The following is a 25,182-nucleotide window of genomic DNA, read 5'->3' as shown; positions in this document are numbered from 1 at the left end:
TTAAATCTTATCTGATTTCTTCTGAAAATCTTAATTTAGATGCGATAACTATAAGATTTACTACACTCATTATGGATACAAAAAATATAGGGTTTAATACCATTTGCACTCATCATGGCGAAATCAAAGATGAACAATTTAAAGGAGCTATATCACCAATATATATGTCTACCTCTTATGCTTTTGAAGGTGTAGATGTAAAACGTTACCCCAGATATTTTAACACTCCCAATCAAGAAGCATTATGCAAAAAAATAGCTAAGCTCGAAAAAGGAGAATCTTCTCTGATTTTTGGTAGTGGTATGGCAGCGATAAGCACTACTCTATTTGCATTTTTACAGAAAGGAGATCATATCGTTTTACAACGTACACTCTATGGGGGAACTGCTAATCTTATTAATGAAGAATTTAAAAAGCATGGTATAGAATTTTCTTATGTAGATGCTCAAACCCCAGAAGGTTTTAAACAAAAAATACAACCCAATACTAAGGTAATCTATATAGAAACACCTTCTAATCCTCTATTAACAATTATTGACATTAAACCTATTGCAGAGTTAGCAAAGGAAAATGATATTGTTACTATTATAGATAACACTTTTGCATCTCCTGTAAATCAAAACCCCATTCTATTTGGTATAGATATCGTTATTCACTCTGCTACCAAATACCTGGGAGGTCATAGTGATATTCTGGCAGGAGCTGTTATCTCTACCGAGAAAAATATCGATCAGATCTTTCAGGTTGCAAAAAATTTTGGTGGTAGTTTAAGTGACTTTACAGTATGGATGTTAGAGAGAAGTATAAAAACACTGGGCATTAGAGTACAACGCCAAAATAAGAATGCGCTAAAGCTTGCTAAATGGCTTAAAAAGCATGAAGATATTGCTATGGTCTATTATCCTGGGTTGAAATCACACCCCGACCATGAAATTGCTAAAAAACAAATGACAGGTTATGGTGGTATGTTATCTTTTGAATTAAAAGAAGGTATAAATGCCAGTAAGTTTCAAAAAGAATTACAGCTAATTAAAAGCTCTATGAGTCTTGCCGGGGTTGAAAGTACTATACTATCCCCTACCCTTACCTCACATGCGTTACTCACCGAAGAAGAACGAAATTTACAAGGAATTAAAGGTGGGTTATTACGATTAAGCGTAGGAATTGAAGAAAAAGAAGATTTAATGCAAGATATACAACAAGCCATAGAAAAAGTAAAAGTCCCAGAATTAGAACATTAAAATATGAAGTTAGATATTCTAGCCATAGGAGCTCATCCTGATGATGTAGAACTAAGTTGCTCAGGAACCATAGCCAAAGAAGTTAGTAGAGGTAAAAAAGTTGGAATACTGGATCTTACTCGGGGAGAACTGGGAACAAGAGGTACTCCTGAAATTAGAGATCAGGAAGCAAAAAATGCTTCTAAAATCTTAGGAGTTGCTACCCGCGAAAATTTGGGATTTAAAGATGGTTTTTTTACAAATGATCAGGATCATCAATTAGAGATCATAAAAAAGATAAGAAAATATAAACCCGAAATTGTACTTTGCAATGCAATTACAGATCGCCATATAGATCATGGAAAAGGAAGTAAGCTAGCTAGTGACGCTTGTTTTCTGTCAGGATTAAAAAAAATTAAAACTACTTTTGATGGAGTGAATCAAGATCCCTGGAGACCAAAACAAGTGTATCACTATATTCAATGGGCTAATATTGAGCCCGATTTTGTAGTTGACATTAGTAATTATATTGACAAAAAGATAGAAAGTGTAATGGCATATACCTCTCAATTTTATGATGCGGGTAGTAAAGAGCCTGTTACTCCTATCTCAAGTAAAAATTTTATTGAAAGCGTAAAGTATCGTGCTGCCGATTTAGGACGAATAATAGGTGTACATCATGCCGAAGGCTATACTGTAGAACGCTATGTAGCAGTCGATTCTATTTTTGATTTGATTTAATTCAAAAAAATGTTTGTAGATAAGTAGAAATACTTTATTTTTGCACCCGAAATTAAATGGTGGTTGTAGCTCAGTTGGTTAGAGCATTGGTTTGTGGTACCAAGGGTCGCGGGTTCGAATCCCGTCTTCCACCCCTAAAATGTAAAAAGCCCTTTTTCAAGGGCTTTTTTTATTTTATTATATAGGTTTGTGTTTTTATTTTAACATCTCATTATTCACCTTCTTTAGCACCATCAACAATAATTCTCTCTGCTCTATTTGCTACCTCCCAGGCGGTATAAAATACTAACTTTGCTCTTTTAGTCATGAGTTCATATTCTATTTTATCTGGTGTATCGGTTGGTTTATGATAATCCTCATGTACTCCATTAAAATAAAATATGATAGGAATATTATGTTTTGCAAAATTGTAATGATCACTTCTAAAATAAAATCGATTTGGATCATTTGCTGCATTATATGTATAGTCTAAGTCCAATTTGGTGTGTTCTGTATTTACTTTTTCGCTGATATTGTGTAATTCTGTACTTAACCGATCACTACCGATCAAATACACATAGTTGCTTTTATCTTCTCCCTCATGTTTTTTATCAATTCTTCCTATCATATCGATATTGAGGTCCGTTACTGTATTTTCTAAAGGAAAAACCGGGTTCTCTGTATAAAATTTTGATCCATAAAGTCCTTTTTCCTCACCTGTAACATGTAAAAACAAAATAGATCTCTTTGGTCCCTTCCCATCTTTCTTTGCTTTCATAAAGGCATCTGCTATTTCTAAGATACTTACTGTTCCAGAACCATCATCATCGGCACCATTATGAATATTACCATCTTTATCGGTTCCTACATGATCATAATGCGCAGAAATCACGACAATCTCATCGGGTTTTTCTGTACCTTCAATAAATGCCAATACATTCTCTGAAGATTTAATACCTCCTCTAAAATAACTTTCCGGGATTTCCTGATAATAATCATCCCCTCCTAAAGGAGAAGGGATACCCATTCTTTGGTATTGTTTTTTTAAATATTCTGCGGCTTTTTTCTGACCAGGTTCTCCTGTATCTCGTCCTTCGAAGTCATCACCTGCAAAAACGTATAAATATTCTTTTAATTCTTTGGCCGTAATGCTTTCGGCATAAGTAACTGCAGTTAATTCTGTATTTACACTAGTCTGTGAATCTATTTTTGGATTAGTAGATGTAGAATTTTGTGAAGTCCCACAACAACAGACTATAAATGAACCAACTAGTATTATAGTATTTTTCATGTAATAATTTAATTAATAAAGCACAATATACTCAATTCATCTCATATGATTAAGGGAATACCATCTTTAAAGAAAATATCTCTTAAATTATTTTAAATTTTTCTTTTTAGAATTAAAAAAGGTTTTATATTTGCACCCGCATTCAGGGAATACCTGATGAGACTAAACACTGGAGAATTGGCAGAGTGGTCGAATGCGGCAGTCTTGAAAACTGTTGAGGGTCACACCTCCGGGGGTTCGAATCCCTCATTCTCCGCAAGGAATTTATTTAGTTCCTATAAAAGCCCATAAATATAATATTTATGGGCTTTTTTTATTTCCTATACTCTTTAAAAAAACTGTCAAGAATTGGATCAAGGTTAAATATTATATTTATATAAATATTCTTAATTCTTGTGTCTCAATAAAGGTTACAACTCGACAAGATAAACTCTACCAGAAGTAGAGGTAGTATTTGATTATCTATCAATATTTTTATAATAGTTCTTTTTAGTACTTGGTAAATGCACTACAAATACGATAACAATACCTAATATAGAATAGATGAAGTGATATATATGAAATTCTTTTATGAATAATAATTGCATATTGATCCACAATACAATCAATACTCCTACATAATATGAAAAGGTCCAGGACCAATGATAATTTTTATAAAGATTAATTTTTTCTAAAACTATCGACTTATTTTTTCTCACCAACCCATAAAGGACAATCAACGGAAATATTCCTAAAACAAAGAATAGGAACAGGCCCGGAATTAAAAAATTAGAAAAGGGTGAGTACCGAAGTATTTCAATTGGCAGTCCGAGTTTGTTTCCAGATGGATCAATAATCATTAACCATCCTGCCGGGATAGCACTAATCATCTGAAACAGTATCAAAAACATTAAAATATATGTTGTAATTGCTCTTTTCACTTTTTTAATATTCAATATCAGGAGGTAACATTTCTGCACATTCTACAAGCATTTTCATATCATTTAAACCAATATGAGCTGGATAAAACTTTCTTTCTGCATTTAATGCTGTTATTTTTTTATATAATTGGTTGGGATTGGCATTTGCCACTTTTTTGACGGTATCAAAACCTGCTTCATACAAGACATAAGCGAAAGTATGATTCACCCATCGAATTCTGGACAAATCAGTTAATTTGGTTAGTCTCAAAATTTCTTCATCACTAATATTTACTTGTTTAGAAAATAAAGCCCTGCCATCTAGGGTAACGATTTTATCAAATAAATGGCGTGTGTGCTTAATCCCAATTTTTTCTAATTTTAATACAACATCTGCCGAGGTTTCAGGAAAATCTTTAATTCTATTGGGTTTTCGAAGATACCCATTGATCATTCTTCGAAGGACATTAAGATACTGTTCTGATAAACCACTTTGTCTCGAAAAATCAAGAAGATGATCTTTTTTCTTCAGTCTTTGCTGCAGTTCTTTCAAGTTACAAATACCGTGTTTTTTAATAGTATTAAGGTAATCTATATTCTCTTTCAGCACCTTCCAGCTGGGAATAAGGTGTGTGGTTTGTAAGATCTTCTTATAACCATCTATGCTAATTTTATATAAATCAATATCATATCCCATTGTATAGAATTGTTACTGTTCTTTCTGTATTCATACCTTTGCAAACAATACCATATAATTATGACTCGCCTCTTCCGCACATCGTCTATATGGTTTCTTTTTTGGCTACATATGTTTCTAAAAAGTTATGATAAGCAGCTGTTTTTTTAAATCTTGTTAGATCTTCTTTAGTTACTTTATAAGCGCCTTTACTCTCTTGTTCTCGGGTAATAAATGTTCGTGTCTCGAATTCTATGATTGCTTTAGGTTCATGGCCTGCCAATTTTTCTAATTGAGCTGCAATCTTTTCTTTTTGTGTATCACGCCCAGAACACAGCGTTATAAATGAATAGTTTTTGAGATACTCTTTATTTTTTTTGATGAAGGTTTTCATCGGATGCGCTATGATATAGTTCCAGATGGGAGCTATCAAAATGACATGGCGATAGTCGTTCCATAAGATGTCCAGTTCATTGATCTTAGGAAAACGATTAAATAACATATTCAACATAATCCCGAACATACCTCGTTTTTTGGATTCGGTGATTTGCAACAGATCGGCTCCTAGGTCTTTGGCTAGATCTTTGGCCAATAATTCATTGTTTCCAGAAAAGGAAAAGTAAACGATTAGAGTTTTCATTACAGTACTATTTTTTATAAGAATTATTTGAAAAGCAACTTAAATTTGGAAACTGTAAAAACAGAAAAATAATATCTATCTAATTATAAATCTAGTAGCAAAAAACCATGACTATTTTAGGCTAATTTTTAATTCTTTCGGCTATTTCTTTTCCAAAATTATTTGCCATTTCTACAGCAATTTTACTATTTGATCTTTTTGTTTTTGATTCGGTATTGGGTTTCATCAACCAAAATGTTCTTGAATCAATAAGTATGGCTTCTTTTTGTTTGATGGACTCTTCTAGCAAACGTTGAGATCTTTTTGTAGACCCACTACCTAAAGTGATCGCAACTACATCCTTTCCCTGTAAATAATCAATATTTTTTATATGATCACGAATTGCTTTATCAGGAGCCCAATTATAAGTATTCGCACAGAATACATATAAATCAAAAAGCTCTTTCTCAAATTTTTTGGCAGCAGCTACCGTAACCACTTTTGATCCCCACCCCCTCTCTAACAGACCTTCTGCAAATGATTTGCTTACCTTTTCATCAAGATTATAAATCGGATCAGGGTCGTAAACGATAAGTGCCTTCTGATCACTATTAGCTGCCCCTACGATAGCAATTTTTTCTGGTCCTTTTTTACCTACAATGACCGTAAGCACTATCCAAACAATCAATGTTAATCCCAATATTACCAGAATATTCGTCATCATCCTTTTTCTTCTTTTCATTATCAGTAATTATGTTTTTTAAAAAGATTAATACGGAACCAGTTCGTATCCTGCATTCAACAAAAGAATCCCCATTAAAAACAGTAGTACGTATAGCACTTGCACCAATTTTATATTGATAAATTCTAACCATTTGGCGGTTCCTTTCGGAAAGACAAACAGCAACAACCCCATACCTAATGAAATCCAACCTATGGCGGTAATGATAAATTTCCAGTTTGGTTCCCATATATTATGAAAAAGGATATTGAGTAATCCCACAATAATTGCAATAAATGAAGTTATAATTACGAATTTCTGATCCTTCAGGTCCTCAAAAATCTGTTTAATCCTATTGGGGTTAAAACTCAATATGAAGAAAAACATAATCAAATACCAACCCCAAAATTTTGCTAAAAATATAGATGTGTCCATAATAAACCTTTATATGATCCATCTCAAATATAAAGACTACACTTCTCTTTTAATATGACCAATGTCATTAGAGTACTTTTTAAAACTCACTCATAAGTTTGGTGTAATGATAGTATTTAAAGATTTCAAAATCTGACAATTATCATTGTGAGATACGATATATGCTATTATTTTTATTTCTCTGGAAAACCACAGTAATGAAATCAGAAATCGTAAAAAAAGAAACTAATTATTTTCAGCAGCTAACGTCTGTAGAAATCAATAATCAAATTTGGTTTATTGTTGATGAAGTAGTGAAAGTACTGGAGTTAGGGAATCCAGATGAAGTTTGGAGTACACTGGATATAGAAGAACGTTTTGCTACCGAAATATTTTATAATGGAACTCAAAAAAATGCGAACCTGATTTCTGAAAGTGGTTTGTATTCTTTAATTTTTAAAAGCACAACAAACAGTGCTAAAAAATTTAGAAAATGGGTTACTAATCAGGTTTTACCACTAATACGTATTAGAGGATATTACACTACAAAGCGGCTAGAAATACCCAATTTTGTAATTCGGTTTAATGACAATTGGGATCGTATATCTTCTGGCTATTTTTCGATATTAAGCGAACTTTTTATTAGGTTATATGGACGGTTTGAACAAGAAGGTTATATATTACCCAACAAAGCTTTAGATGGTAAAGAAATAAGACCCGACATTAGTGTTTCTCTTCATTTTGAAAAACATCTTGAAAAAAAGTTCCCACAATATAATCGTGAATTTAAAACGTATCTTCATCGATTACCAACTGGTAAAGAAATAGAAGTGAAACAATACAGGAATCATTTGCTTCCCATATTTATAGATTTTGTCGACAAGCATTGGTTACCCGAACATGCATATACCTATTTTAAAAGTCGTGACAAAGAAGCATTAAAGTACCTTCCGAAATTAATCGGATCAGAAACTTGATATGGCACTATTTATTTCAATTCGCAAAATAAGCAACAGTACAAGTTCTCTAAATTGTTCCTAAGGTATTTTATTAAGACATTTTTCACTCCCAAGTTAATTATGGATTGGTTATCTTTTAATGATTTACTAATTCCTCTTAAAGAAAGGAGTTTTATCAACGGTTACGTTTTCATTTTATAGAGATGTAAATCCTTTCCCCAATAATGTTCTTCGATATGGTACGTTTTTAATCCAAATTTTGCATAAAATTGATATGCAAGCTGCGAAGTCCAAACCTCAATATTATGTATATTTGCGTCTTTGTCTATCTCTTCTAAACAGTGTGAGATAATTTTTCTTCCTAAACCTTTACCTTTAAAATCTGGGTGAATAAAATCCCATGAAAGCCTTGCAGTAGTATCATTACTTTTATGATACCCCCCACAACCAATTACCGCATTTTCATTCTTTGCAAGAAAATATGTAGTACTATGTAGTTTTAAATACTCTGTAAAGTCATCCCATTCTTCTTCTGCAAAATACTCGGGAACATTTAGAAAAAATATATTCTTGAGTTCGGGTAACCGTTCTTCTGTATATCTAATAATTTGCTCTTCAAGCATTTTAGAAAGGATTAAAAATTCTAATTCTTTGTGGCTCCCATTGCTCTACTAACGGGGTATTCTTTTTGTCATAAAAAGGCCATTGACTGTTCGAAATATAAATATACCCTTTTTCTTTATAAAATTTACCGTTAGTAGGTTCTCCTTTATACGGCAATGCATTATCCAAAATTTCGACTTTAGTTACTTTATTAGCATCTGTAGTAAGTTGTATTACTTTTTTAGGATTAGAATTATTTTGAATGGCTATTAATGTAGCATCATCAATATAATTTAAACCGTCTATACCTTTTAATAAATATGTTTTAGATTCATACCATATTCTATCTGAAAAATCAGCTAAATTCAATTTCACAATCCCTTTTATATAATCGGCTATAAATATATGTTGGTGCGTATGATCAAGAGTTACCCCTTGTAAATTAAATGCTTCGTTTATTTCAAAAGAATTTTCGAGCACTCCTTTATCGGCATCTATTACAAATATTTTTGGGGATACAGAATTAGTAGCATATATTTTATTGTTTTTAGCTAAAACCATACTCCCAATAACAGCTTCTTCTGGTATTTCTATTTTATTAATTACGCTTCCATTTTGGGTATTTATCTTATACACAAATGATTTGTTATTTTGCTCTTTGTTATATTTACTATAGTTCGGAAACATAGAGGAAGACACCCAAATAGAGTTTTTATCTACTCCTTTTATAATTGCGAAAGCAGCACCTGCTACAGATAGAAGTTCTTCAGACTTTTTAGTTTTTAGATTATATTTAATAACAAATCCATTTCTTACATCTGTTAGATAAGCCATATCTCCCACCATCACAACATCTTCGACATGGTATTTGTTTGATATTTCAAAAAGAATAGAGCTTGATTCTTTTTGAGTTGAAAAAAAGGAAGCTTTTTTCTTTAAGTCATTTGCAAATTTCTTCTCTTCTAATAGAGATTTAAAATCTTCTTCCTCCAATTTTAATTCGGCATTCCAACTTAGCAAACTACTCAAAAGTTCAAAAGCTTGTTTATTCTTACTATTAAGGGAATAAGAAGCTGCCAAATTAAACAATATGGTAGGCTGTGAAGGATGTAACTCTAAGGCTTCTAAATTAAGTTTTTCGAAGGCTTCAAAATTTTTATTCTTATACGCTTCGATACTTTTTTTATAAAGTTCATTTAAGTTTTGTGTATAGCCAGTTAAAGCTACCAAAAGAAAAATTATGAGTATTTTAAATTTCATGATCGTTTTGTTTTTTTTGCAAAAACACTTTCTATTAATTTTAGAAGTTATTTTTTGATAGTCTATACATCAAATATGATAAATTACTATGTAAAAAATCGAGTAAAAATATCATGAAATAGGTCATAAATATCATTTTTTTGACAATTTGGTAAATGTTTCGTTTACTTACAGTCAGTTCTATACTTCGAAGTGTTTAAAAAATGATTTGATACTACGAATTAAAAGTTTAAATTATAAACGGCTTAATAAAACTACATACTTACCTAGATCCATTATTATGAAAATACTTATTGTTGATGATGAAGCTTTGGCCAGAAAGAGGATTTTAAAATTAATTATCGAAGCCAAAGTAACCGATTCTATTTTTGAAGCATCATCTGGTAAGGAAGCCATACAATATATTTGTGAGTTAGAACCCGATCTTGTTTTCTTAGATATACAAATGACAGATATGACTGGTTTTGATGTACTAAAAAAAGTGCATCCAGAATATACCCCCACTATTATTTTTGTAACTGCTTTTGATAGTTTTGCTGTTAAAGCATTCGAGGTGCAAGCAATTGATTTTTTATTAAAGCCTTTTAAAAAAGATCGATTTTTTGAAGCTTTACACAGAGGCATCAATCGTATTAAAATAAATGAAAAAGAAGTCTTTTCTTCAAAAATGAGTAGTTTGATTCAATTTCTGAAAAATGAAGAAACAAGCATATTAGAGGAACGTAACACTTACTTAGAAAGAATTGTTTTAAAACTAGGAAAGAAGTATTATTTTGTAGAAACCAGCGATGTAAAATATGTCATTTCATCTGCGTATTATGCCGAAATTTTCACGTATTCGGGTCAAAAGCATGTATATCGTATCTCTATGAGTGATTTTATTAAAAAATTAGATCCAAAAGAATTTATTCGTATAAACAGGTCAACTATCGTTAGATTGAAAGAAATTAAAGAGGTTATAGGAGAAGGTATGGGAGATTATAGTATTACCATGAATGATGAAAAATCGTTCTCTTTAACAAAAACGTATAAAGCATCTTTTTTAAAGAAAATTGATATTAAGAATTCTTAAAATGCTAGATAAAAAACTTTTTAGATTTATAGTTCTGTTTTATATTTTGGCATGTCTTTTTGGTCTTGTCAATGCTCTTTTTCAAAAAATAAGCGGAGTTTCATTTAAATCATTTACCTGGATTGGGCTTATCATGAATTATCTATTTAATTATGGTACCAAGTTCATATTTATTATACTATCAATCATATTTACGAGAATCTATATTATGCGTAAATTCTCTCTGCCCATTAGTATCATTATTCATACTTTAATTTCAGTTTTATTATCACTCTATAGCTCTGTTCTGCTACTAGGATATGAGAAATACGTCCTTGGGTATACCGATGTTATTGATACTAAACTAGTTTTATTAAGGTTGGCTTATAGTTCGAACTTTAACTTTTTTGTCTATTTCACGCTAATCACTATTCTATATGCCTATTATTATTTCAAAAAACAAAAAGATCAGGAAATAAAAGAATCCAATTTAAAAACACAATTACTGGATTCAAAAATTAAAGTTTTACAATCACAGCTACAACCACATTTTCTATTTAATGCTTTAAATGACATCTCTTCCTTAATGGATATTGATATTGAAAAATCGCAAGATGCATTAGCCGATTTAAGCGAAATGCTAAGAAAAACACTAAGCATCAAAGATGTAAAATATATTACTTTAGAAGAAGAATTATCAATTTTAAACAAATATTTAGATATTGAAAAACTACGATTTGGAGAAAAATTAAATTTTAAGATTGATATTGCCGATTTTATGCTATTCGAAAAAGTACCGCCACTTATCTTACAACCTATTGTAGAAAATTCTATAAAACATGGTTTTTCGTATGCTCATGATACCATTACAATTGGTATAAAAATTTTTATGCTCCATGATGATATTGTTTTCGAAATAACTAATAATGGAGTACAATTACAACAAGAAAAAATTGTTTTCGGTAATGGTATTAGTAATGTTTTAGAACGAGTAGACACCTTATATCAAGGTAATTATTCGTTTGATATTAGAAATAATGAAAATTCTGGAGTGATCAATAGTATAAAAATACCGAGAATCTTTGAACAGGGTAAGCACTCTTAACGTTTTACAATACAAATAACTACTTCAAAAACAGTGACTCTACAATCACTTTGGCTGCCACCTTACTACCCGATAAAGAAGGATGAAATTGATCTTGACTGTAATATGAAAAATCGCTAGTCTTATCAAAATGTTGTTTCCAGATTTTTCCTACAGGACATAGTATTGCTTTATTGTTGATTGCTGCGTCTGTATAGTTTTTAATAACACCATCAAAAGTATGGTAGTATATTCTTGATGGCCATACCATAAAATAAGCCAGTTTTGCACCATTTGCATTACATAGGTTACTATATTCTTTTCCAGAATTAAGAAGCATCTCTCTCCCATCGGCCTGAGACGAAGGGCCTTGCTGTATAATCACAATATCATATTTCTTTGTTTTAATCAGACGTTGTACCTCTTTATCTGCCCAATGATCTACAATAGCATAATTGGGCTTAGCCAACATTGTAGTCGTAATCACAATCCCCTTTCTTTTTGCTTCTTGTGTTACTAATCTGGGCAAATTATTACTATACGTCAAGCTATTACCCACAAATAGGAGATCATATTCTTTGTCCGATATATCACGGCTATCATTTTGTTGATTAGAATTTTCGACACCTGATTCTTGAGTAATATGACTCGATGAGCAAGATATACATACTATAAATAATCCGATAAATATTATAACAAATCTATTAACCATTGTGTTTTATATGGATACAAATGAGTATCTAAGTTTAAGCAAATATTCTGGTTTTAGAGATGAATGATATTAACGATCCATCTTTTGATAAGAATATACTACAAGTTGATATTCATTATTTTTAAAACCGCTCAATTACTAATATCTCAACCAATTTATAATAAGTTATAACATAAGATAATACCCCATAACAAATTGCAATAGCCTTTTTACCTATGAGATCTATACATTTGATTTTAACTTAAAACTGCATTCTAGGAAGTAAATTTGTGGTAATTTTAAATGTTTTTAAGTGCTTCTTTTTTAAGAAACAATTCTCATCCATTGTCAGGAATGTATCTTAATAAAATTATGAAGTTATTTTTTTACTATTTTAAGCCAGATTAGCATACCTGGTAGGGAATAAACAAGGTAAAACGTTATAATTAACACTATCAATAAAGAGGTTTTAATACATTGAAATCAAATTTTACTTTTTCAATACATCTTTTTACTGAAAGAAAAACCGCTTAAGTATAGTCTAATGATCTACAGATTAAAAGTTTTCAAAAAAGTTGCTGATTTTCTTAGTTTTACCAAAGCTTCCAAAATGCTTTTTATCACACAACCAGCAATAACAAAACATATTAGCGAATTAGAAAAACATTTTGGTAAAGCATTATTTAACAGGCATGGCAATAAAATAAGTTTAACTCCCGAAGGAAAATTATTACTACAATACACCAATAAAATACTGAATCTATATAATCAACTAGAAGATGATTTTTTGGCTTTAAATAGTAAATTCCCCGATAAGATCACTATTGGAGCAAGTACTACGATTTCTCAATACATTTTGCCCAAAATATTATCAAAATTTAAAGCAAAATACAGCACTACCAACATTACTCTTCTCAATAACAATTCTGAACAGATAGAATCATCAATTATTAATAAACAGGTAGATATTGGTTTTACAGAAGGAAATACTTCTAATCCACTTTTACATTACGAAACATTTGTTTTAGACGAAATTGTTTTGGTCACCAGTGCAGATAACACCGGATTAAAAAAGCAAGAAATTACGCTAAGAGAATTAAAAAAACTACCGTTAATATTGCGAGAAAAAGGTTCTGGTACCAGAAACATTATAAAAGATGCTCTGCAAAATGTAAATGTAGATATTAGCCAATTAGCAATTGAGATGACCTTAGGAAGCACAGAAAGTATTAAAACATATTTAATGCACTCGGGCTCCTACTCTTTTCTATCTATTCATTGTATTACAGATGAGCTAATGAATAATAAATTAAAAATCATTGATATTACTTCTTTTACTATCAAGCGTGTTTTTCATATGGTGAATTTACATGGAGAATATTCGAATACCGTAGAAAAAACAAAACGCTTCTTTGCTGCTCATTATAACCTAATGGAATAAGGGATTACAAATTGTAATGAAATTTATTCTGTGAAAACATTCAAATTTGCATCTACGATCCAGTATTAACAAGACGTAAATGAATATTTTGAAGAAAGAAAAGACGATTCGACTGATCAGAATAATTATATTTTTTCTAATTATAATAGCATGTTTATCTTCAGTTATAAATAGTTCTATAGCATTATTATTAGGTTTTATATTTACCAATGTATTCGGGAATCGATTTCTTGTATTTAATAACAAAGCCATTAGTTTTTTACTACAACTTGCTATTATCGGAATTGGTTTTAACCTCAATATTCAAGAAACCCTGGTTATTGGTCAAAATGGTTTTATGTATATCATGTTCTTTGTGATTTTTGCTTTATGCATTGGTATTATATTAGGAAAAACCCTTAAAGTCGAACAAAAAACAGCACATCTAATTTCTTCTGGAACTGCTATCTGCGGTGGGAGTGCAATTGCAGCAATAGCATCTACAATACATGCCCCAAAAGAAGATATTTCTATTGCATTAAGTATAGTTTTTATTCTTAATGCAATAGCGTTATTAGTTTTCCCAACTCTAGGTCACATATTTAATTTATCTGAATATCAATTTGGTTTATGGAGCGCTATTGCCATTCATGATACCAGTTCAGTAGTTGGTGCTGCGCAAATCTACGGAGAAGAAGCCTTAAAAATAGCTACAATCATTAAGTTGGTTAAGACGTTGTGGATTGTCCCAGTAGCTATTTTTTCTTCTCTGCTATTTAAGGGTGAATTCCATTCAAAAAAAATACCCTGGTTTATAATAATCTTTGTTTTGGTAATTATCATAAATAGTTATTCACCTATCTCTAGTACAATTACAAATTCGATATATACGATTTCAAAATCAATATTTGTAATAGTTCTCTTTCTGGTAGGAATGAATTTATCTATTTCTAAAATAAAAGTGGTTGGATGGAAACCCGCAGTTCTAGGAATATCGACATGGTTTATCATATCAACAATCTCGTTACTTATAATACTTAATTTATAAATGAATCAGAGAATAGAGAATAAATAATAATGCATCTAATATTTTCATTAAAGTCCTTTTATGTTACACTTTCCAGATGTACAGGCTTCATTATATATACATCTGGAAAGGTATAGTAATAGTACCTAAATCTGCCTCAAAATAAACGGGTTGTTTTACGGTTAGGTACTATTTACTGTTTATGTTAAGCTCTCTAAAATTAATTTTAGAGAGCTTTTCTTTATCTTTCAAGATCAAGGTTCCAATATTTTTGTTTTATATATTTCAAAATATCAGTATCGCTCCTATGAGTTATAAAAACATTAATATTCACATTATCAGAAACATCTGTAATCATTCTCATATTTTATTGAGAAGTTACTTCAAGCAAAGTTTGGAGGTACCTTAACTATGATAAAGGGGAAATTATTTTTTTGACGTCAATTCCAAACAGAGAATTACAAATCATTTTGTAACTTTAAGTAGAATTAACCAGTACGTATGTCTTTAACTTTACAAAAATTTGGAATTTCATCAGAAAAAACATTACTCTTTCTTTTTATTCTAAAAAAAGATGGAGAAATAATTTCTTTCAATAATAGGTGCGAACTATTATTTCCTCTTGATAAAAATAAAATTGAAGGAAAATTCGTTACCGATTTTATAATCGATAAAGATGTATCTGTATTTTTAAATTCGACATCTGGTTTATCTGATAGTAATCCACTTATCAATGTATCATTAAGCTTTCCAACAGAAAGTCAAGGAGTAGTCTCTATAAAATTTGATTTCAAACTACATAATGATTTAATTTATGCAACAGGAATAGACACTACCGAAGAATACAAAGAACATAGAGCATTATTAACCATTTCAAAACTAGCCAAAACAGGTGCCTGGTATTTTAATCCCAAGAATAACGAAATGTACTGGTCTAATGGTTGTTACCTAATAAACGAGTTAAGTTCATGTACTCCTATAACAAGAGAAAAAGAAATTAGTTTTTATCCCGAAGATGCCAGAGTAAGAATAAAAAGTTTCCTCGACAACCTTATCAAAGACAAGGACACTTATGAGTATACAGAAAAAATTATTACCGAAAAAGGAAATGAGAAATGGATTAAAGTTGTAGGACAACCTGTAATTTATAAAGATGAAGTCGTATATGTAAACGGAACTATCACAGATGTTACAGATCGGTACAATTACATTGAAAAGTTGAAATACAGTGAAGAAACCAAACATTTAGCTTTAAAAGGAATACAATCTGGATTGTTTGATTATCATGTTAAGAATAATGAGGTTTTTTATAGTTCGGATTTTAAAAAAATGTTGGGATTACCTCTGGATCAGGATTTTGTAGCAGAAGAAGAGTTTAGAAAAATGATACATCCAGATGATGTAGCAAAAATGCTTAAAAGGAGACATGATAACTTTAATCAAGAAGGTAATTACTATTATAATTATTATCGACTTAAGCATATTAATGAAGGATATCGTCATTATGAGGTGTACGGTTTCAAAAGAAAAAACGCAAAGGGAGAAATAACCCGAATGATTGGTAATTTGATCGATGTTCATCAAAAAAAGATTAATGAAAGGACTATCGTAGAAAGTAAAAACCGATTACAGGCAATTGTTAATAACGGATTTGCATATACGATTCTGCTAGATACAAAAGGGGTAATCTTAATGACTGATGAAAAATCGGTAAAAATTATAAAAAGAGACTTTAATGTAAATCCAAATCAGGTTTCTTGTCGTTTTATAGATGTTATGCCCCTTAATTTTAAGAATTCCTTTGCTCATGAATTTAATGAAGCTCTAAAAGGAAATATTGTAAAAAAAGAAATAGAGCGCATTACTCATAAGGGTGATTTACAATGGTTAGAAGCCAAATACACTCCTGTTTTTGATCAAGAAAAGAAAGTAAACTCTGTTCTTGTTAGTTTTCTGGATATCACAGAACGAAAACTAGCAGAAATAGCAATTAAAGAATCACATATTAAAGAACAGGAGTTAAATAGTCTTAAATCAAATATATTATCCAATTTTAGCCATGAAATAAGAACTCCGCTAAATGGTATAATGACAGTAAGTAAACTCTTATTAGACGAGGAAAAACCTGATGAAAGAGAAAAACTTCTGGAGTATTTGGAAGAAAGTAAAAATAGACTGCTGGACACGATCAATAACTTATCTAATTTTAGCGAAATCGAAGCTATAAAAAAGAATATAAACGTACAAAAATTAGACATTAACTACACCATAGAAACTTCGTACAGAGAATATAAACATATGGCCGAAGCAAAGGAATTAACTTATCAATTAGAACTCGATAAAACCAGTCCACAGGTTAACATTGATAAAGATTTATTTAGAGCTGCGATAAATAATATTATCCATAACGCTATTAAATACACTAATAAAGGAAGTATAATTATTAAAGTTAAGTCTCAAAATTCAAAAAATAATGTTTATATTTCAATAACTGATACTGGTATTGGAATAGATAACGAAAATCTTAAGAAAATTTTTGATCCTTTTATGCAAGAAAGTATTGGTATGAGTCGTAAATATGAAGGAACCGGTATCGGACTAAGCTTATCTAAGCGATATATTGAAATCCTGGAAGGGGAAATAAAAGTTAAAAGTAAAATAGGTAAGGGTACCGAATTTAATATTATAATTCCAAAATGCCTATGAATGTTCTCTACGTAGAAGATAATAAAATAAACGCAATGGTAATGGATAAAATGTTATCCAGAAATGATTCTAATGTTATCATTGCAGAAAATGGTTCACAAGCTCTTAAAGTTGTGAAAGAAGAAGTGTTGGATCTTATTTTGGTTGATATTAATCTAGGCCTTAATCAAATGGATGGCTGTGAATTACTTCAAAGATTTCGTAAACTGGATGTCCTCAAAAACATTCCTGTTTTTGCAGTAACTGCTTATGCTATGCCTGGTGATGAGCAACGTTTTATTAATATTGGGTTTGATGATTATTTCTCTAAACCTGTAAATTTTGATCAACTTTTATCGGTAATATCAAAAATAGGTACATCGCAAACAACATAATTACAGAAAGAATTAATAAGAATCAAAAACTATAGTTTTTGATTATCTAACCTGACTAAATCGTATCCCAAGTTGTTTTTCTAATTCTCTTATGACCTGTACCTCTGATTTGTTTATTAGAGCTAAGGATAAACCTGTTTTTCCTGCTCTGGCTGTTCTACCACTTCTGTGCGTATAATACTCTATTTGATCCGGCAATTGATAATGTACAACAAAAGCGAGGTTAGCAACATCAATACCTCTTGCTGCAACATCTGTAGACACCAGTAATTGTAACGTTTTTTTCCTAAACGCTCTCATTACTTTATCTCTATCTTTTTGTGTCATCTCTCCTTCGAGAAGACCTACTTCATAATTTTTGGCTTTTAGTTGTTTATGAAGTATACGGGCAGCAGCTTTAGTCTTTGTAAAAATAATTCCCCTCCCCCCTTTTTGCGTTTTCAGAAAATACGTAAGCGTATCTAATTTATTAGCCTCATCACCTACTACAAATTGATGTTGTATCCCTTTATTAACTGCATCGTCTTTATCAATACTTATTTGTACTGCACTTTTACTAACATAAGAATTTATAATTTCGTTTAGAGAAGACGGCATTGTAGCAGAAAAAAGCCAAACATTTCTATTTCCTGTAGTTTTAGATAAAATTGTAGTTAGATCCTTCTTAAAACCCATACTTAACATTTCATCGGCCTCATCCATCACCAATGTCTTTATCTCAGAAATATCGACCGCTTTCCTATTCATCAAATCTATAAGTCTGCCTGGCGTTGCTACAATAATATGTGTAGGTCTTTTTAATCTCGAAAGCTGTCTTTCAATTTTTTCGCCACCATATACCGATTCGGTAAAAATCTTATCTGTATACTTAGTGAACTTAAAAAGTTGTTTTGCTATCTGTTGACCCAATTCCCGAGTAGGAGCCAAAACTAAAGCCTGAACATCTTTTTTAGAAGGATTAATTTGGGATAATAACGGAATTCCAAAAGCTGCAGTTTTTCCGGTTCCAGTTTGAGCTTTCCCAATAAAATCGGTTTGCTGACTCATTAAAACAGGAATTGCCTGTTCTTGAATCTTTGTAGGAATCGTAATTCCCATCTCTTTAAGACCTTTATTAAGATCTTTGGGTACTCCTAACTCTAAAAACGTCATACATATCTGATTTAAGTTGCAAAAGTAATTGAATATCTATTCATAATTCAACTTAATCAAAAAATAACCAGCTTAATTGTTAAATCCTATTAACAAGCAATACTCATAAAATAATCAAAGAGTTGTTTTTTCATGCTTAATCCCTTTTTATGAAAATGAGATTTATTCATGCAAAAACCACCAGAGCAGTTAAAATCAGATCCTTCATCAGAAAATAGAATATCTAACAAAACTACTTCATCAGCATGATCATGATCTAGATGATGATTTTCGGTTTCTACGATATTAAAATCATAAGAAAAAACCTTCTTTTTAGCAAATACATGATTTTGAATCGAAATAGGGTGATCCGTAAGAAAAGAAAATATATTTTCCTGTTCGTGATTAGAATGATTGATGGTAGTACTAGATTGAGAATTAGCTAGATTAGCAATTAACAAAAAAACAAATATAAGAGGATAGCGTAAAAGTTTATTCATACAGTTGATATTTAAGGGACCATGAGTAATTATAACTGAATTCAAAACGATAATATTAAGTAATTTCCTACAACACTATTTTTAAATTCATCGGCAAACTACACATATATTCGCTAAAAAGCAACAAAAATTAAACTTTTAACATTTATAAAAGAAGGTAATACCGTTAAATTATAAGTAAAACCTATCAGGTAGCTCTATATCTCGACGTTAAAATAATTTGAGATCGTCTGATAAATGGTTTGGTAAACCTAATTGTGTTCCTAAATGGTCATTTAATTCTTTAATGAAGTACTTAGAAAGTAAAGGGGATTCTACCTCCAAATTTTGATGTACAAAAAAATGTATATGGTTAATCCCTTCATCTTTCCAGGTAGAAAGCCGCTTTACCCAGTCGTCTAGCCTTGTATAATCTGTTTTGTGATTTGCTCCAACATATCTCACAAAAGCTTCATCATTAGTTAAACGCATATGAAGTAAATCTCTTCTACCCGCCGTATCTGTAATGATATTCGATATATTGTTACTTTCAAGAAGACTATATAACTCATTGGCTACCGTTACATCATTAAACCAATCTGTATGTCTAAATTCTACGGCCAAACGTATTTCTTTAGGCCATTTTTCTATAAATCGAATAACTCTGTCAAAATTTTTAGGAGCAAAATTACCATGCATCTGTAAAAATATGGTTCCTAACTTTTCTTTTAGGTGAATTACATTAGCTAAGTATGCATCAACATAAGGTTCTACATCTTCATTTAATCTTTTAAGATGGGAAATATTCTGTACAAGTTTTGGAAAAAATTTAAATCCTTCAGGAGTTTTATCATACCATTTTTTAAACTGATCTTCAGGAAAAATTCTATAAAATGTGGCATTCAATTCGATACTATTAAACTGTCTCGAATAATACTCTAGTTCATCCTTTGTTCCTCTCGGGTAAAATCCTTTTAAATCTTGCCTATTCCATTTGGCACAGCCAACATAAGTCGATAAACTTCCTTTTGTTGTAGAGTTTAAAACTCTTGCCGTATCCTTATGATCTTTTGGTAAACTAAAATCTACGATATCAGGATGTTCTACTTTGCCAAATTTCATGCAGTTGATATTTTATATTTATGTGATGAAAATTAATTAAAAAAATAAGATTGTAAACAATTACTTTACTCTTATTACTATAAAAATATCTAAAAAAGTGTAACAAAAATGTTACTAGATTGACTAACTGTTACAACAACATCATAAAAATCACAACTAATGAATGCTTTAAAATCTATTACAGTAGCTCTTGTATTAGCTATCTCAACATCGTTCTATGCACAAACTGCAGATGAAATAGTTAATAATTACTTCGAAAATACAGGAGGAAAAGAAAATTGGGAAAAACTAGAAGGCATTACTATGAAAGGAGTAATGAAAATGCAAGGGATGGAAATTCCTTTTGAACAAGTTATGATGAAAGATGGGCGCCAGTCTACCACTATTGAACTACAAGGAAACAAGATGATCTGGGCTGCATATGACGGAAAAACCTCGTGGTCTAGAAACCAACAAACTATGGAAGCTGAAAAAAGCGATAATGAAGCTACAGAAAACATGAAGAAGCAAATGAAAGATTGGCCTTCTCCATTTTTAAATTATAAAGAAAAGGGATATGCAATAGAACTTATAGGTAAAGAAACTGTTGATGGAACAGAAACTTTTAAAATAAAAGTAACCAAAGACCCTATTACAGTTAATGGTCAATCACAACCAAATATTTCTCATTACTATTTTGATACCGAAAATTTTGTACCTATCATAATTGAAGAAGAAATTCAGGATGGCCCAATGAAAGGTCAGAAAATAAAAATGTCTATTAGTGATTATCAGGAAGTAGAAGGATTGTACTTTCCTTTCTCACAAAGTAGTGAGTTCCAAAGCATGGATTTTAAGGAGTTTGATCTCAATCCAGAAGTAGAAGCTGCATTATTCGCTTTCCCAGAAGGAAAATAAACACAAATTATAATCCCCAAATCAAAAATTTGGGGATTTTTTATTCTAAATAAACAACCAGTAATTATGAACAAACAATTTATAATTGCAAGCTTGGCTATACTCTTTTCCATACACTTGCAAGCACAGGAAGTTGTTCTAAAAGGCAAAGAACTATTCGGAAACCTTGAAGCACGACAAATCGGACCCGCACTCATGAGTGGTCGGATTATAGATTTAGAAAATCATCCTACCAACGATAGAATACTATATGCCGGTACTGCTGGTGGTGGAGTTTGGAAATCCTCGAATGGAGGAGCAAGCTTCTCCTCTGTGTTCGATGATCATGCACAATCAATAGGAGTAGTAAAAATTGACCCTAATGATCCCGATAATACCATCTGGGTAGGAACCGGTGAAATATGGACCAGAAACAGTGTTTCTATCGGTGATGGGTTATATAAATCTACAGACGGAGGGGCAAACTGGAAAAAAATGGGGTTTGAAAACTCAGAACGAATTGGTAGTATAGAAATTAACCCAAAAAACTCTAATGAAATCTATGTAGGAGTCTTAGGAGCATTATGGGGGGATAGCGAAGAAAGAGGAGTATACAAAACAGTAGATGGAGGTAAAACCTGGGAAAAAATACTTTATATTAATGAGAAAACGGGAGTCAATGATCTTATAATGGATCCCAAAGATCCTAATATCCTCTATGCAGCAATGTGGGAGTTTAGAAGAACCGCATGGGGATTTAATTCTGGAGGACCAAGTAGTGCTCTGTACAAATCTACAGATGCAGGAAAAACATGGAATAAAATCCATAATGGTTTTCCTAAAGGTGATCTGGGTAGATTTGCTTTGGCAATAGCACCTTCAAACTCTAAAATAGTATACGCCGTTGTAGAAAGTAAAGAAGATAAAGGACTATATCGTTCTGATGATGCAGGAGCCAATTGGAAATTATTAAATGGAGATTTTGGCTTAGTCGTGAGACCTTTTTATTTCGCTAGAATAGTCGTAGACCCAAAAAATCCAGATATTCTGGTTAAAGGAGGATTATTTGGATCCATCTCTAGAGATGGAGGAAAAACCTTCAAAAACCTGGGTAGTATGCATCCAGACATACATGATGTTGTTTTTGACATCAACAACTCAGATCGAATGTATGTCGGAACCGATGGTGGAGTATACAGAAGCTGGGATGGTGGATCTACAATGGATATGGTAGATAATTTACCTATTTCTCAGTTCTATCATATTAGTGTAGATAACGAAGAACCTTATAATATCTATGGTGGTTTGCAAGATAATGGTTCCTGGTGGGGGCCGTCATCTTCTCCGGGAGGCATAGAAGCACGTGATTGGAATCGCGTTGGATATGGAGATGGATTTAGAGTATTAAAACACCCGACCAAGAATATTATTTATTCTGAAATGCAAGGAGCACAAAATGTATGGAGATATGATGTAGATAAGAATTACACTAAAAACATTGCTCCTTTACCCATTAAAGGAGAAGCTGACCTACGTTTTAACTGGAATGCTCCAATGGCAGTGAGTAACCATCAACCAGATCGATTTTATATGGGAAGTCAATTCCTTCATGTAAGTGATGATATGGGCAACAACTGGAAAAAAATATCACCAGACCTTACTACCAATGATCCTGCAAAACAAGATAAAGAATCAGGAGGTATCTCTACAGATAAATCAGGAGCCGAAACTCATACTACAATTTTTACAATTGCAGAATCCCCGATTGATCAAAAAGTAATTTGGGTAGGAACCGATGACGGTAATGTACAGGTTACTCAGGATGGTGGAGCAACCTGGACTAATACAGTAGCCAATATTCAAGGAATACCAAAAAATACCTGGGTATATCACATAGAAGCTAGTTCACACAATAAGGGAACAGCATATGCTGTGTTTGATGGTCATGCATCGGGAGATATGAATACCTATGTATATAAAACCTCGGATTTTGGAAAAACATGGAAATCCCTTGTGACAGATGAGATTATAGGGTTTGCAAGAAACATTCAGGAAGATTATGTAAATGAAGATCTACTATATTTAGGTACCGAGTTTGGATTATTTATCACCATAAATGGTGGTAAAAACTGGTCTCGCTTCACTAATAATATGCCTGCTGCAGCAGTTCATTTTATTGACCTACAGAAAAAAACTAATGATCTGGTATTAGGAACACATGGTAGAGGTGCGATTATTATTGATGATATCTCTCCTCTAAGGCAAATAAATCAAGAAGTTCTTGTTAAAGATGTTCACTTTTTTGATACCGAACCATCAATAATCAAAGAAGAAGGTGGTTTTGGTGGCGGAAGTACAGAGCTTCAATTTACAGGAGATAATCCAAGCTCTTCTGCAAAAATTATCTACTACCTCAAAAAGAGGCATACTTTTGGAAAAATGACGCTATTTGTACAGGATCAAAATGGTAATGAGATAGTAAGCCTTGTTCCCGGAAAAGCTAAAGGTATCAATATAGTAACCTGGAATTTCAGAAAAAAAGGACCTAAAGTAGCTGCCGGAAAAACATTTACCTTTGGTGGTCTTACTGCTCCAAGAGTTTCTGAGGGGAATTATAAAATAGTACTTAAAAAAGGTAAGAAACAATATGAAAGTACCATAACACTACAAAATGACCCTACTTCTTTAATATCAGAAAAAGACAGAACTGCTCATCATAAAACAACACAAGAGTTATTTAATGATATGGAAGATCTGGCATATCTGGTTCATAAAATTGATCAAAATATAAAGAAAGCCGAAGCAGTATTAAAAAAAGACCCAGCTTCACAAAAAGTTACTACTGCTGCTGTTAAAGAATTAAATGCATTAAAAGAAACTCTAGTAGTAACTACAGGTGATAATTATGTTGATGAAGCCGAGCCTCAGCTGAGAGAAAAATTATCTGATTTATATGGCGAAGTAGCAGAACAGTTCGAAAAACCTTCTTTTGCACAATTAGAAAATCAGGAAGTATTAGAAGCTAGATTAAATGAAGCTAAGGCTGCATATGAAAAAATAAATGGTAAACAGGTAGCAAAATTTAACAAATACCTTGAAAAATCTGGTGAAACTCCTGCCAAAATTTTAAGTAAAGAAGAATTCATAAAGAAATAAACGAAAAAACACCTTGTTATACAAAAGCCCTCTATATAGAGGGCTTTTATTATATATAACTTATTGTTAAGGTAATGTATCAGAAAAACAAAAAGGTTAGATTAGTATAACAAAACATCCCGTATATGCAACTTTTTTATTGTTTATAAGTCGTTTAAAACTCTAAACATGGTCTTGATTTTTGAGCACAACAAATACTTATTTTTAGTAAACCTTCTTTATTATGGAAAACAGGGAATCAAATTTATTGGCAATACGACCGCAGTTATTAAATGCAAGAGTTTCTGAAAACATGTCTAATGATGAACAATTTCAGAACAAAACGATTAGACCTATTATAAAACTACAAGGTGGTCTATTGATCGAAGTATTTAAAAACTACATTAAAAAAAGAAAGAATACTTTCTATGAGTTATCCTTAGAAAAACGCTTTGATTTTATAGAGAATGCGATCCAAAAGGACATGAAATTCAGAAATAGTTTAAAAGGAATGATTATAGGGCAATTCACTGTAGAAGAATACCAGATCTATATGAAAAACTCTTCTGCATTAAACAAACGAATGATGAGTATCGTAAAAGAGCGCCTACAAGATAATATACAATTGTTAGAGTATAAGGTGGCATAACACCTTAACATATTATATTTTCTTATCATTCTTAAAAACTGATATTCGTAGGATA

At 31.5% G+C, this 25,182-nt stretch carries 24 protein-coding genes and 2 tRNA genes; 14 read left to right on the top strand and 12 right to left on the bottom strand.

Going from position 1 to position 25,182, the window contains the following annotated elements; all coding sequences use genetic code 11:
- Positions 1 to 71 precede the first annotated feature (71 nt).
- The 3 genes from NNH57_RS03475 to NNH57_RS03465 all read left to right on the top strand — a co-directional run bounded on the left by NNH57_RS03475 (position 72) and on the right by NNH57_RS03465 (position 2,095).
- Positions 72 to 1,241: a trans-sulfuration enzyme family protein gene (locus NNH57_RS03475; RefSeq protein ID WP_074410180.1), complete on the top strand. Its 1,170-nt coding sequence runs from the start codon at positions 72 to 74 to the stop codon at positions 1,239 to 1,241.
- A gap of 3 nt (positions 1,242 to 1,244) precedes the next feature.
- Positions 1,245 to 1,961, top strand: coding sequence for a bacillithiol biosynthesis deacetylase BshB1 (gene bshB1 / locus NNH57_RS03470; RefSeq protein WP_108808699.1), 717 nt, complete (start codon positions 1,245 to 1,247; stop codon positions 1,959 to 1,961).
- A 58-nt stretch (positions 1,962 to 2,019) separates the two neighbouring features.
- A tRNA-His gene (locus tag NNH57_RS03465) sits at positions 2,020 to 2,095 on the top strand.
- 77 nt (positions 2,096 to 2,172) lie between these two features.
- On the opposite strand, the gene NNH57_RS03460 is transcribed toward NNH57_RS03465, so the two are convergent.
- Positions 2,173 to 3,231 carry a M28 family metallopeptidase gene (locus NNH57_RS03460; protein ID WP_074410178.1) on the bottom strand — a complete coding sequence of 353 codons (1,059 nt, stop codon included), beginning with the start codon at positions 3,229 to 3,231 and terminating at the stop codon, positions 2,173 to 2,175.
- A gap of 171 nt (positions 3,232 to 3,402) precedes the next feature.
- Between NNH57_RS03460 and NNH57_RS03455 the strand changes: the two genes are divergently transcribed.
- A tRNA-Ser gene (locus NNH57_RS03455) sits at positions 3,403 to 3,487 on the top strand.
- 202 nt (positions 3,488 to 3,689) lie between these two features.
- Here the strand turns inward: NNH57_RS03455 and NNH57_RS03450 are convergent.
- The 5 genes from NNH57_RS03450 to NNH57_RS03430 form a co-directional block, all read right to left on the bottom strand.
- On the bottom strand, positions 3,690 to 4,151 hold the full coding sequence (locus NNH57_RS03450; RefSeq protein WP_132065890.1) for a hypothetical protein: 462 nt from the start codon (positions 4,149 to 4,151) through the stop codon (positions 3,690 to 3,692).
- A 4-nt stretch (positions 4,152 to 4,155) separates the two neighbouring features.
- Entirely contained in the window at positions 4,156 to 4,827 is a 672-nt protein-coding gene (locus NNH57_RS03445) for a DUF4332 domain-containing protein (protein WP_108808697.1), read from the bottom strand.
- 85 nt (positions 4,828 to 4,912) lie between these two features.
- Positions 4,913 to 5,446: a flavodoxin family protein gene (locus NNH57_RS03440; RefSeq protein WP_108808696.1), complete on the bottom strand. Its 534-nt coding sequence runs from the start codon at positions 5,444 to 5,446 to the stop codon at positions 4,913 to 4,915.
- A 121-nt stretch (positions 5,447 to 5,567) separates the two neighbouring features.
- Positions 5,568 to 6,167, bottom strand: a complete 600-nt coding sequence (locus NNH57_RS03435; RefSeq protein ID WP_108808695.1) for a flavodoxin family protein — start codon at positions 6,165 to 6,167, stop codon at positions 5,568 to 5,570.
- Positions 6,168 to 6,194: 27 nt separating this feature from the next.
- Complete coding sequence (locus tag NNH57_RS03430) at positions 6,195 to 6,581, bottom strand: hypothetical protein (protein WP_074410174.1); 387 nt, start codon at positions 6,579 to 6,581, stop codon at positions 6,195 to 6,197.
- A 197-nt stretch (positions 6,582 to 6,778) separates the two neighbouring features.
- Between NNH57_RS03430 and NNH57_RS03425 the strand changes: the two genes are divergently transcribed.
- Positions 6,779 to 7,537: a BRO-N domain-containing protein gene (locus NNH57_RS03425; RefSeq protein WP_108808694.1), complete on the top strand. Its 759-nt coding sequence runs from the start codon at positions 6,779 to 6,781 to the stop codon at positions 7,535 to 7,537.
- A gap of 164 nt (positions 7,538 to 7,701) precedes the next feature.
- Here NNH57_RS03425 and NNH57_RS03420 read toward each other — a convergent pair whose 3' ends face one another.
- Positions 7,702 to 8,142: a GNAT family N-acetyltransferase gene (locus NNH57_RS03420; RefSeq protein WP_108808693.1), complete on the bottom strand. Its 441-nt coding sequence runs from the start codon at positions 8,140 to 8,142 to the stop codon at positions 7,702 to 7,704.
- A gap of 1 nt (position 8,143) precedes the next feature.
- The gene (locus NNH57_RS03415; protein WP_108808692.1) at positions 8,144 to 9,382 is read right to left on the bottom strand and encodes a YncE family protein; all 1,239 of its coding nucleotides are present in this window, start codon (positions 9,380 to 9,382) and stop codon (positions 8,144 to 8,146) included.
- 280 nt (positions 9,383 to 9,662) lie between these two features.
- Between NNH57_RS03415 and NNH57_RS03410 the strand changes: the two genes are divergently transcribed.
- Positions 9,663 to 10,454: a LytR/AlgR family response regulator transcription factor gene (locus NNH57_RS03410; RefSeq protein WP_074410171.1), complete on the top strand. Its 792-nt coding sequence runs from the start codon at positions 9,663 to 9,665 to the stop codon at positions 10,452 to 10,454.
- A gap of 1 nt (position 10,455) precedes the next feature.
- Positions 10,456 to 11,538: a sensor histidine kinase gene (locus tag NNH57_RS03405; protein ID WP_074410170.1), complete on the top strand. Its 1,083-nt coding sequence runs from the start codon at positions 10,456 to 10,458 to the stop codon at positions 11,536 to 11,538.
- A gap of 19 nt (positions 11,539 to 11,557) precedes the next feature.
- Here NNH57_RS03405 and NNH57_RS03400 read toward each other — a convergent pair whose 3' ends face one another.
- Positions 11,558 to 12,229: an SGNH/GDSL hydrolase family protein gene (locus NNH57_RS03400; protein WP_234423413.1), complete on the bottom strand. Its 672-nt coding sequence runs from the start codon at positions 12,227 to 12,229 to the stop codon at positions 11,558 to 11,560.
- A 523-nt stretch (positions 12,230 to 12,752) separates the two neighbouring features.
- On the opposite strand from NNH57_RS03400, the gene NNH57_RS03395 reads away from it, so the two are divergent.
- The 4 genes from NNH57_RS03395 (at position 12,753) to NNH57_RS03380 (ending at position 17,735) form a co-directional block, all read left to right on the top strand.
- Entirely contained in the window at positions 12,753 to 13,649 is an 897-nt protein-coding gene (locus tag NNH57_RS03395) for a LysR family transcriptional regulator (RefSeq protein WP_074410169.1), read from the top strand.
- A gap of 79 nt (positions 13,650 to 13,728) precedes the next feature.
- Positions 13,729 to 14,676 carry a YeiH family protein gene (locus NNH57_RS03390; protein ID WP_108808691.1) on the top strand — a complete coding sequence of 316 codons (948 nt, stop codon included), beginning with the start codon at positions 13,729 to 13,731 and terminating at the stop codon, positions 14,674 to 14,676.
- A gap of 480 nt (positions 14,677 to 15,156) precedes the next feature.
- On the top strand, positions 15,157 to 17,361 hold the full coding sequence (locus NNH57_RS03385; RefSeq protein ID WP_074410167.1) for a PAS domain-containing sensor histidine kinase: 2,205 nt from the start codon (positions 15,157 to 15,159) through the stop codon (positions 17,359 to 17,361).
- The gene (locus NNH57_RS03380) at positions 17,358 to 17,735 is read left to right on the top strand and encodes a response regulator (protein WP_074410166.1); all 378 of its coding nucleotides are present in this window, start codon (positions 17,358 to 17,360) and stop codon (positions 17,733 to 17,735) included. The genes NNH57_RS03385 and NNH57_RS03380 overlap by 4 nt, the downstream gene beginning before the upstream one ends.
- Positions 17,736 to 17,777: 42 nt before the next feature.
- On the opposite strand, the gene NNH57_RS03375 is transcribed toward NNH57_RS03380, so the two are convergent.
- From NNH57_RS03375 to NNH57_RS03365, 3 genes are all read right to left on the bottom strand, one after another.
- Positions 17,778 to 18,887: a DEAD/DEAH box helicase gene (locus NNH57_RS03375; RefSeq protein WP_108808690.1), complete on the bottom strand. Its 1,110-nt coding sequence runs from the start codon at positions 18,885 to 18,887 to the stop codon at positions 17,778 to 17,780.
- A gap of 89 nt (positions 18,888 to 18,976) precedes the next feature.
- Entirely contained in the window at positions 18,977 to 19,366 is a 390-nt protein-coding gene (locus NNH57_RS03370; RefSeq protein WP_108808689.1) for a hypothetical protein, read from the bottom strand.
- A 210-nt stretch (positions 19,367 to 19,576) separates the two neighbouring features.
- Entirely contained in the window at positions 19,577 to 20,467 is an 891-nt protein-coding gene (locus NNH57_RS03365) for a DUF72 domain-containing protein (RefSeq protein ID WP_108808688.1), read from the bottom strand.
- Between the two features lie 159 nt (positions 20,468 to 20,626).
- Here NNH57_RS03365 and NNH57_RS03360 point away from each other — a divergent pair, with 159 nt between their 5' ends.
- The 3 genes from NNH57_RS03360 (at position 20,627) to NNH57_RS03350 (ending at position 25,127) form a co-directional block, all read left to right on the top strand.
- Entirely contained in the window at positions 20,627 to 21,364 is a 738-nt protein-coding gene (locus NNH57_RS03360) for a LolA-like protein (protein ID WP_108808687.1), read from the top strand.
- A 66-nt stretch (positions 21,365 to 21,430) separates the two neighbouring features.
- Positions 21,431 to 24,499: a VPS10 domain-containing protein gene (locus NNH57_RS03355; RefSeq protein ID WP_108808686.1), complete on the top strand. Its 3,069-nt coding sequence runs from the start codon at positions 21,431 to 21,433 to the stop codon at positions 24,497 to 24,499.
- Between the two features lie 223 nt (positions 24,500 to 24,722).
- Positions 24,723 to 25,127 (top strand): glyoxalase, encoded by a 405-nt coding sequence (locus NNH57_RS03350; protein ID WP_074410160.1) that lies wholly within the window; start codon positions 24,723 to 24,725, stop codon positions 25,125 to 25,127.
- The last annotated feature ends 55 nt before the right edge of the window (positions 25,128 to 25,182 follow it).

This window comes from Aquimarina spinulae, from assembly GCF_943373825.1.
Classification (GTDB): Bacteria; Bacteroidota; Bacteroidia; order Flavobacteriales; family Flavobacteriaceae; genus Aquimarina; species Aquimarina spinulae.
This window is presented reverse-complemented; position numbering and strand designations above follow the sequence as displayed.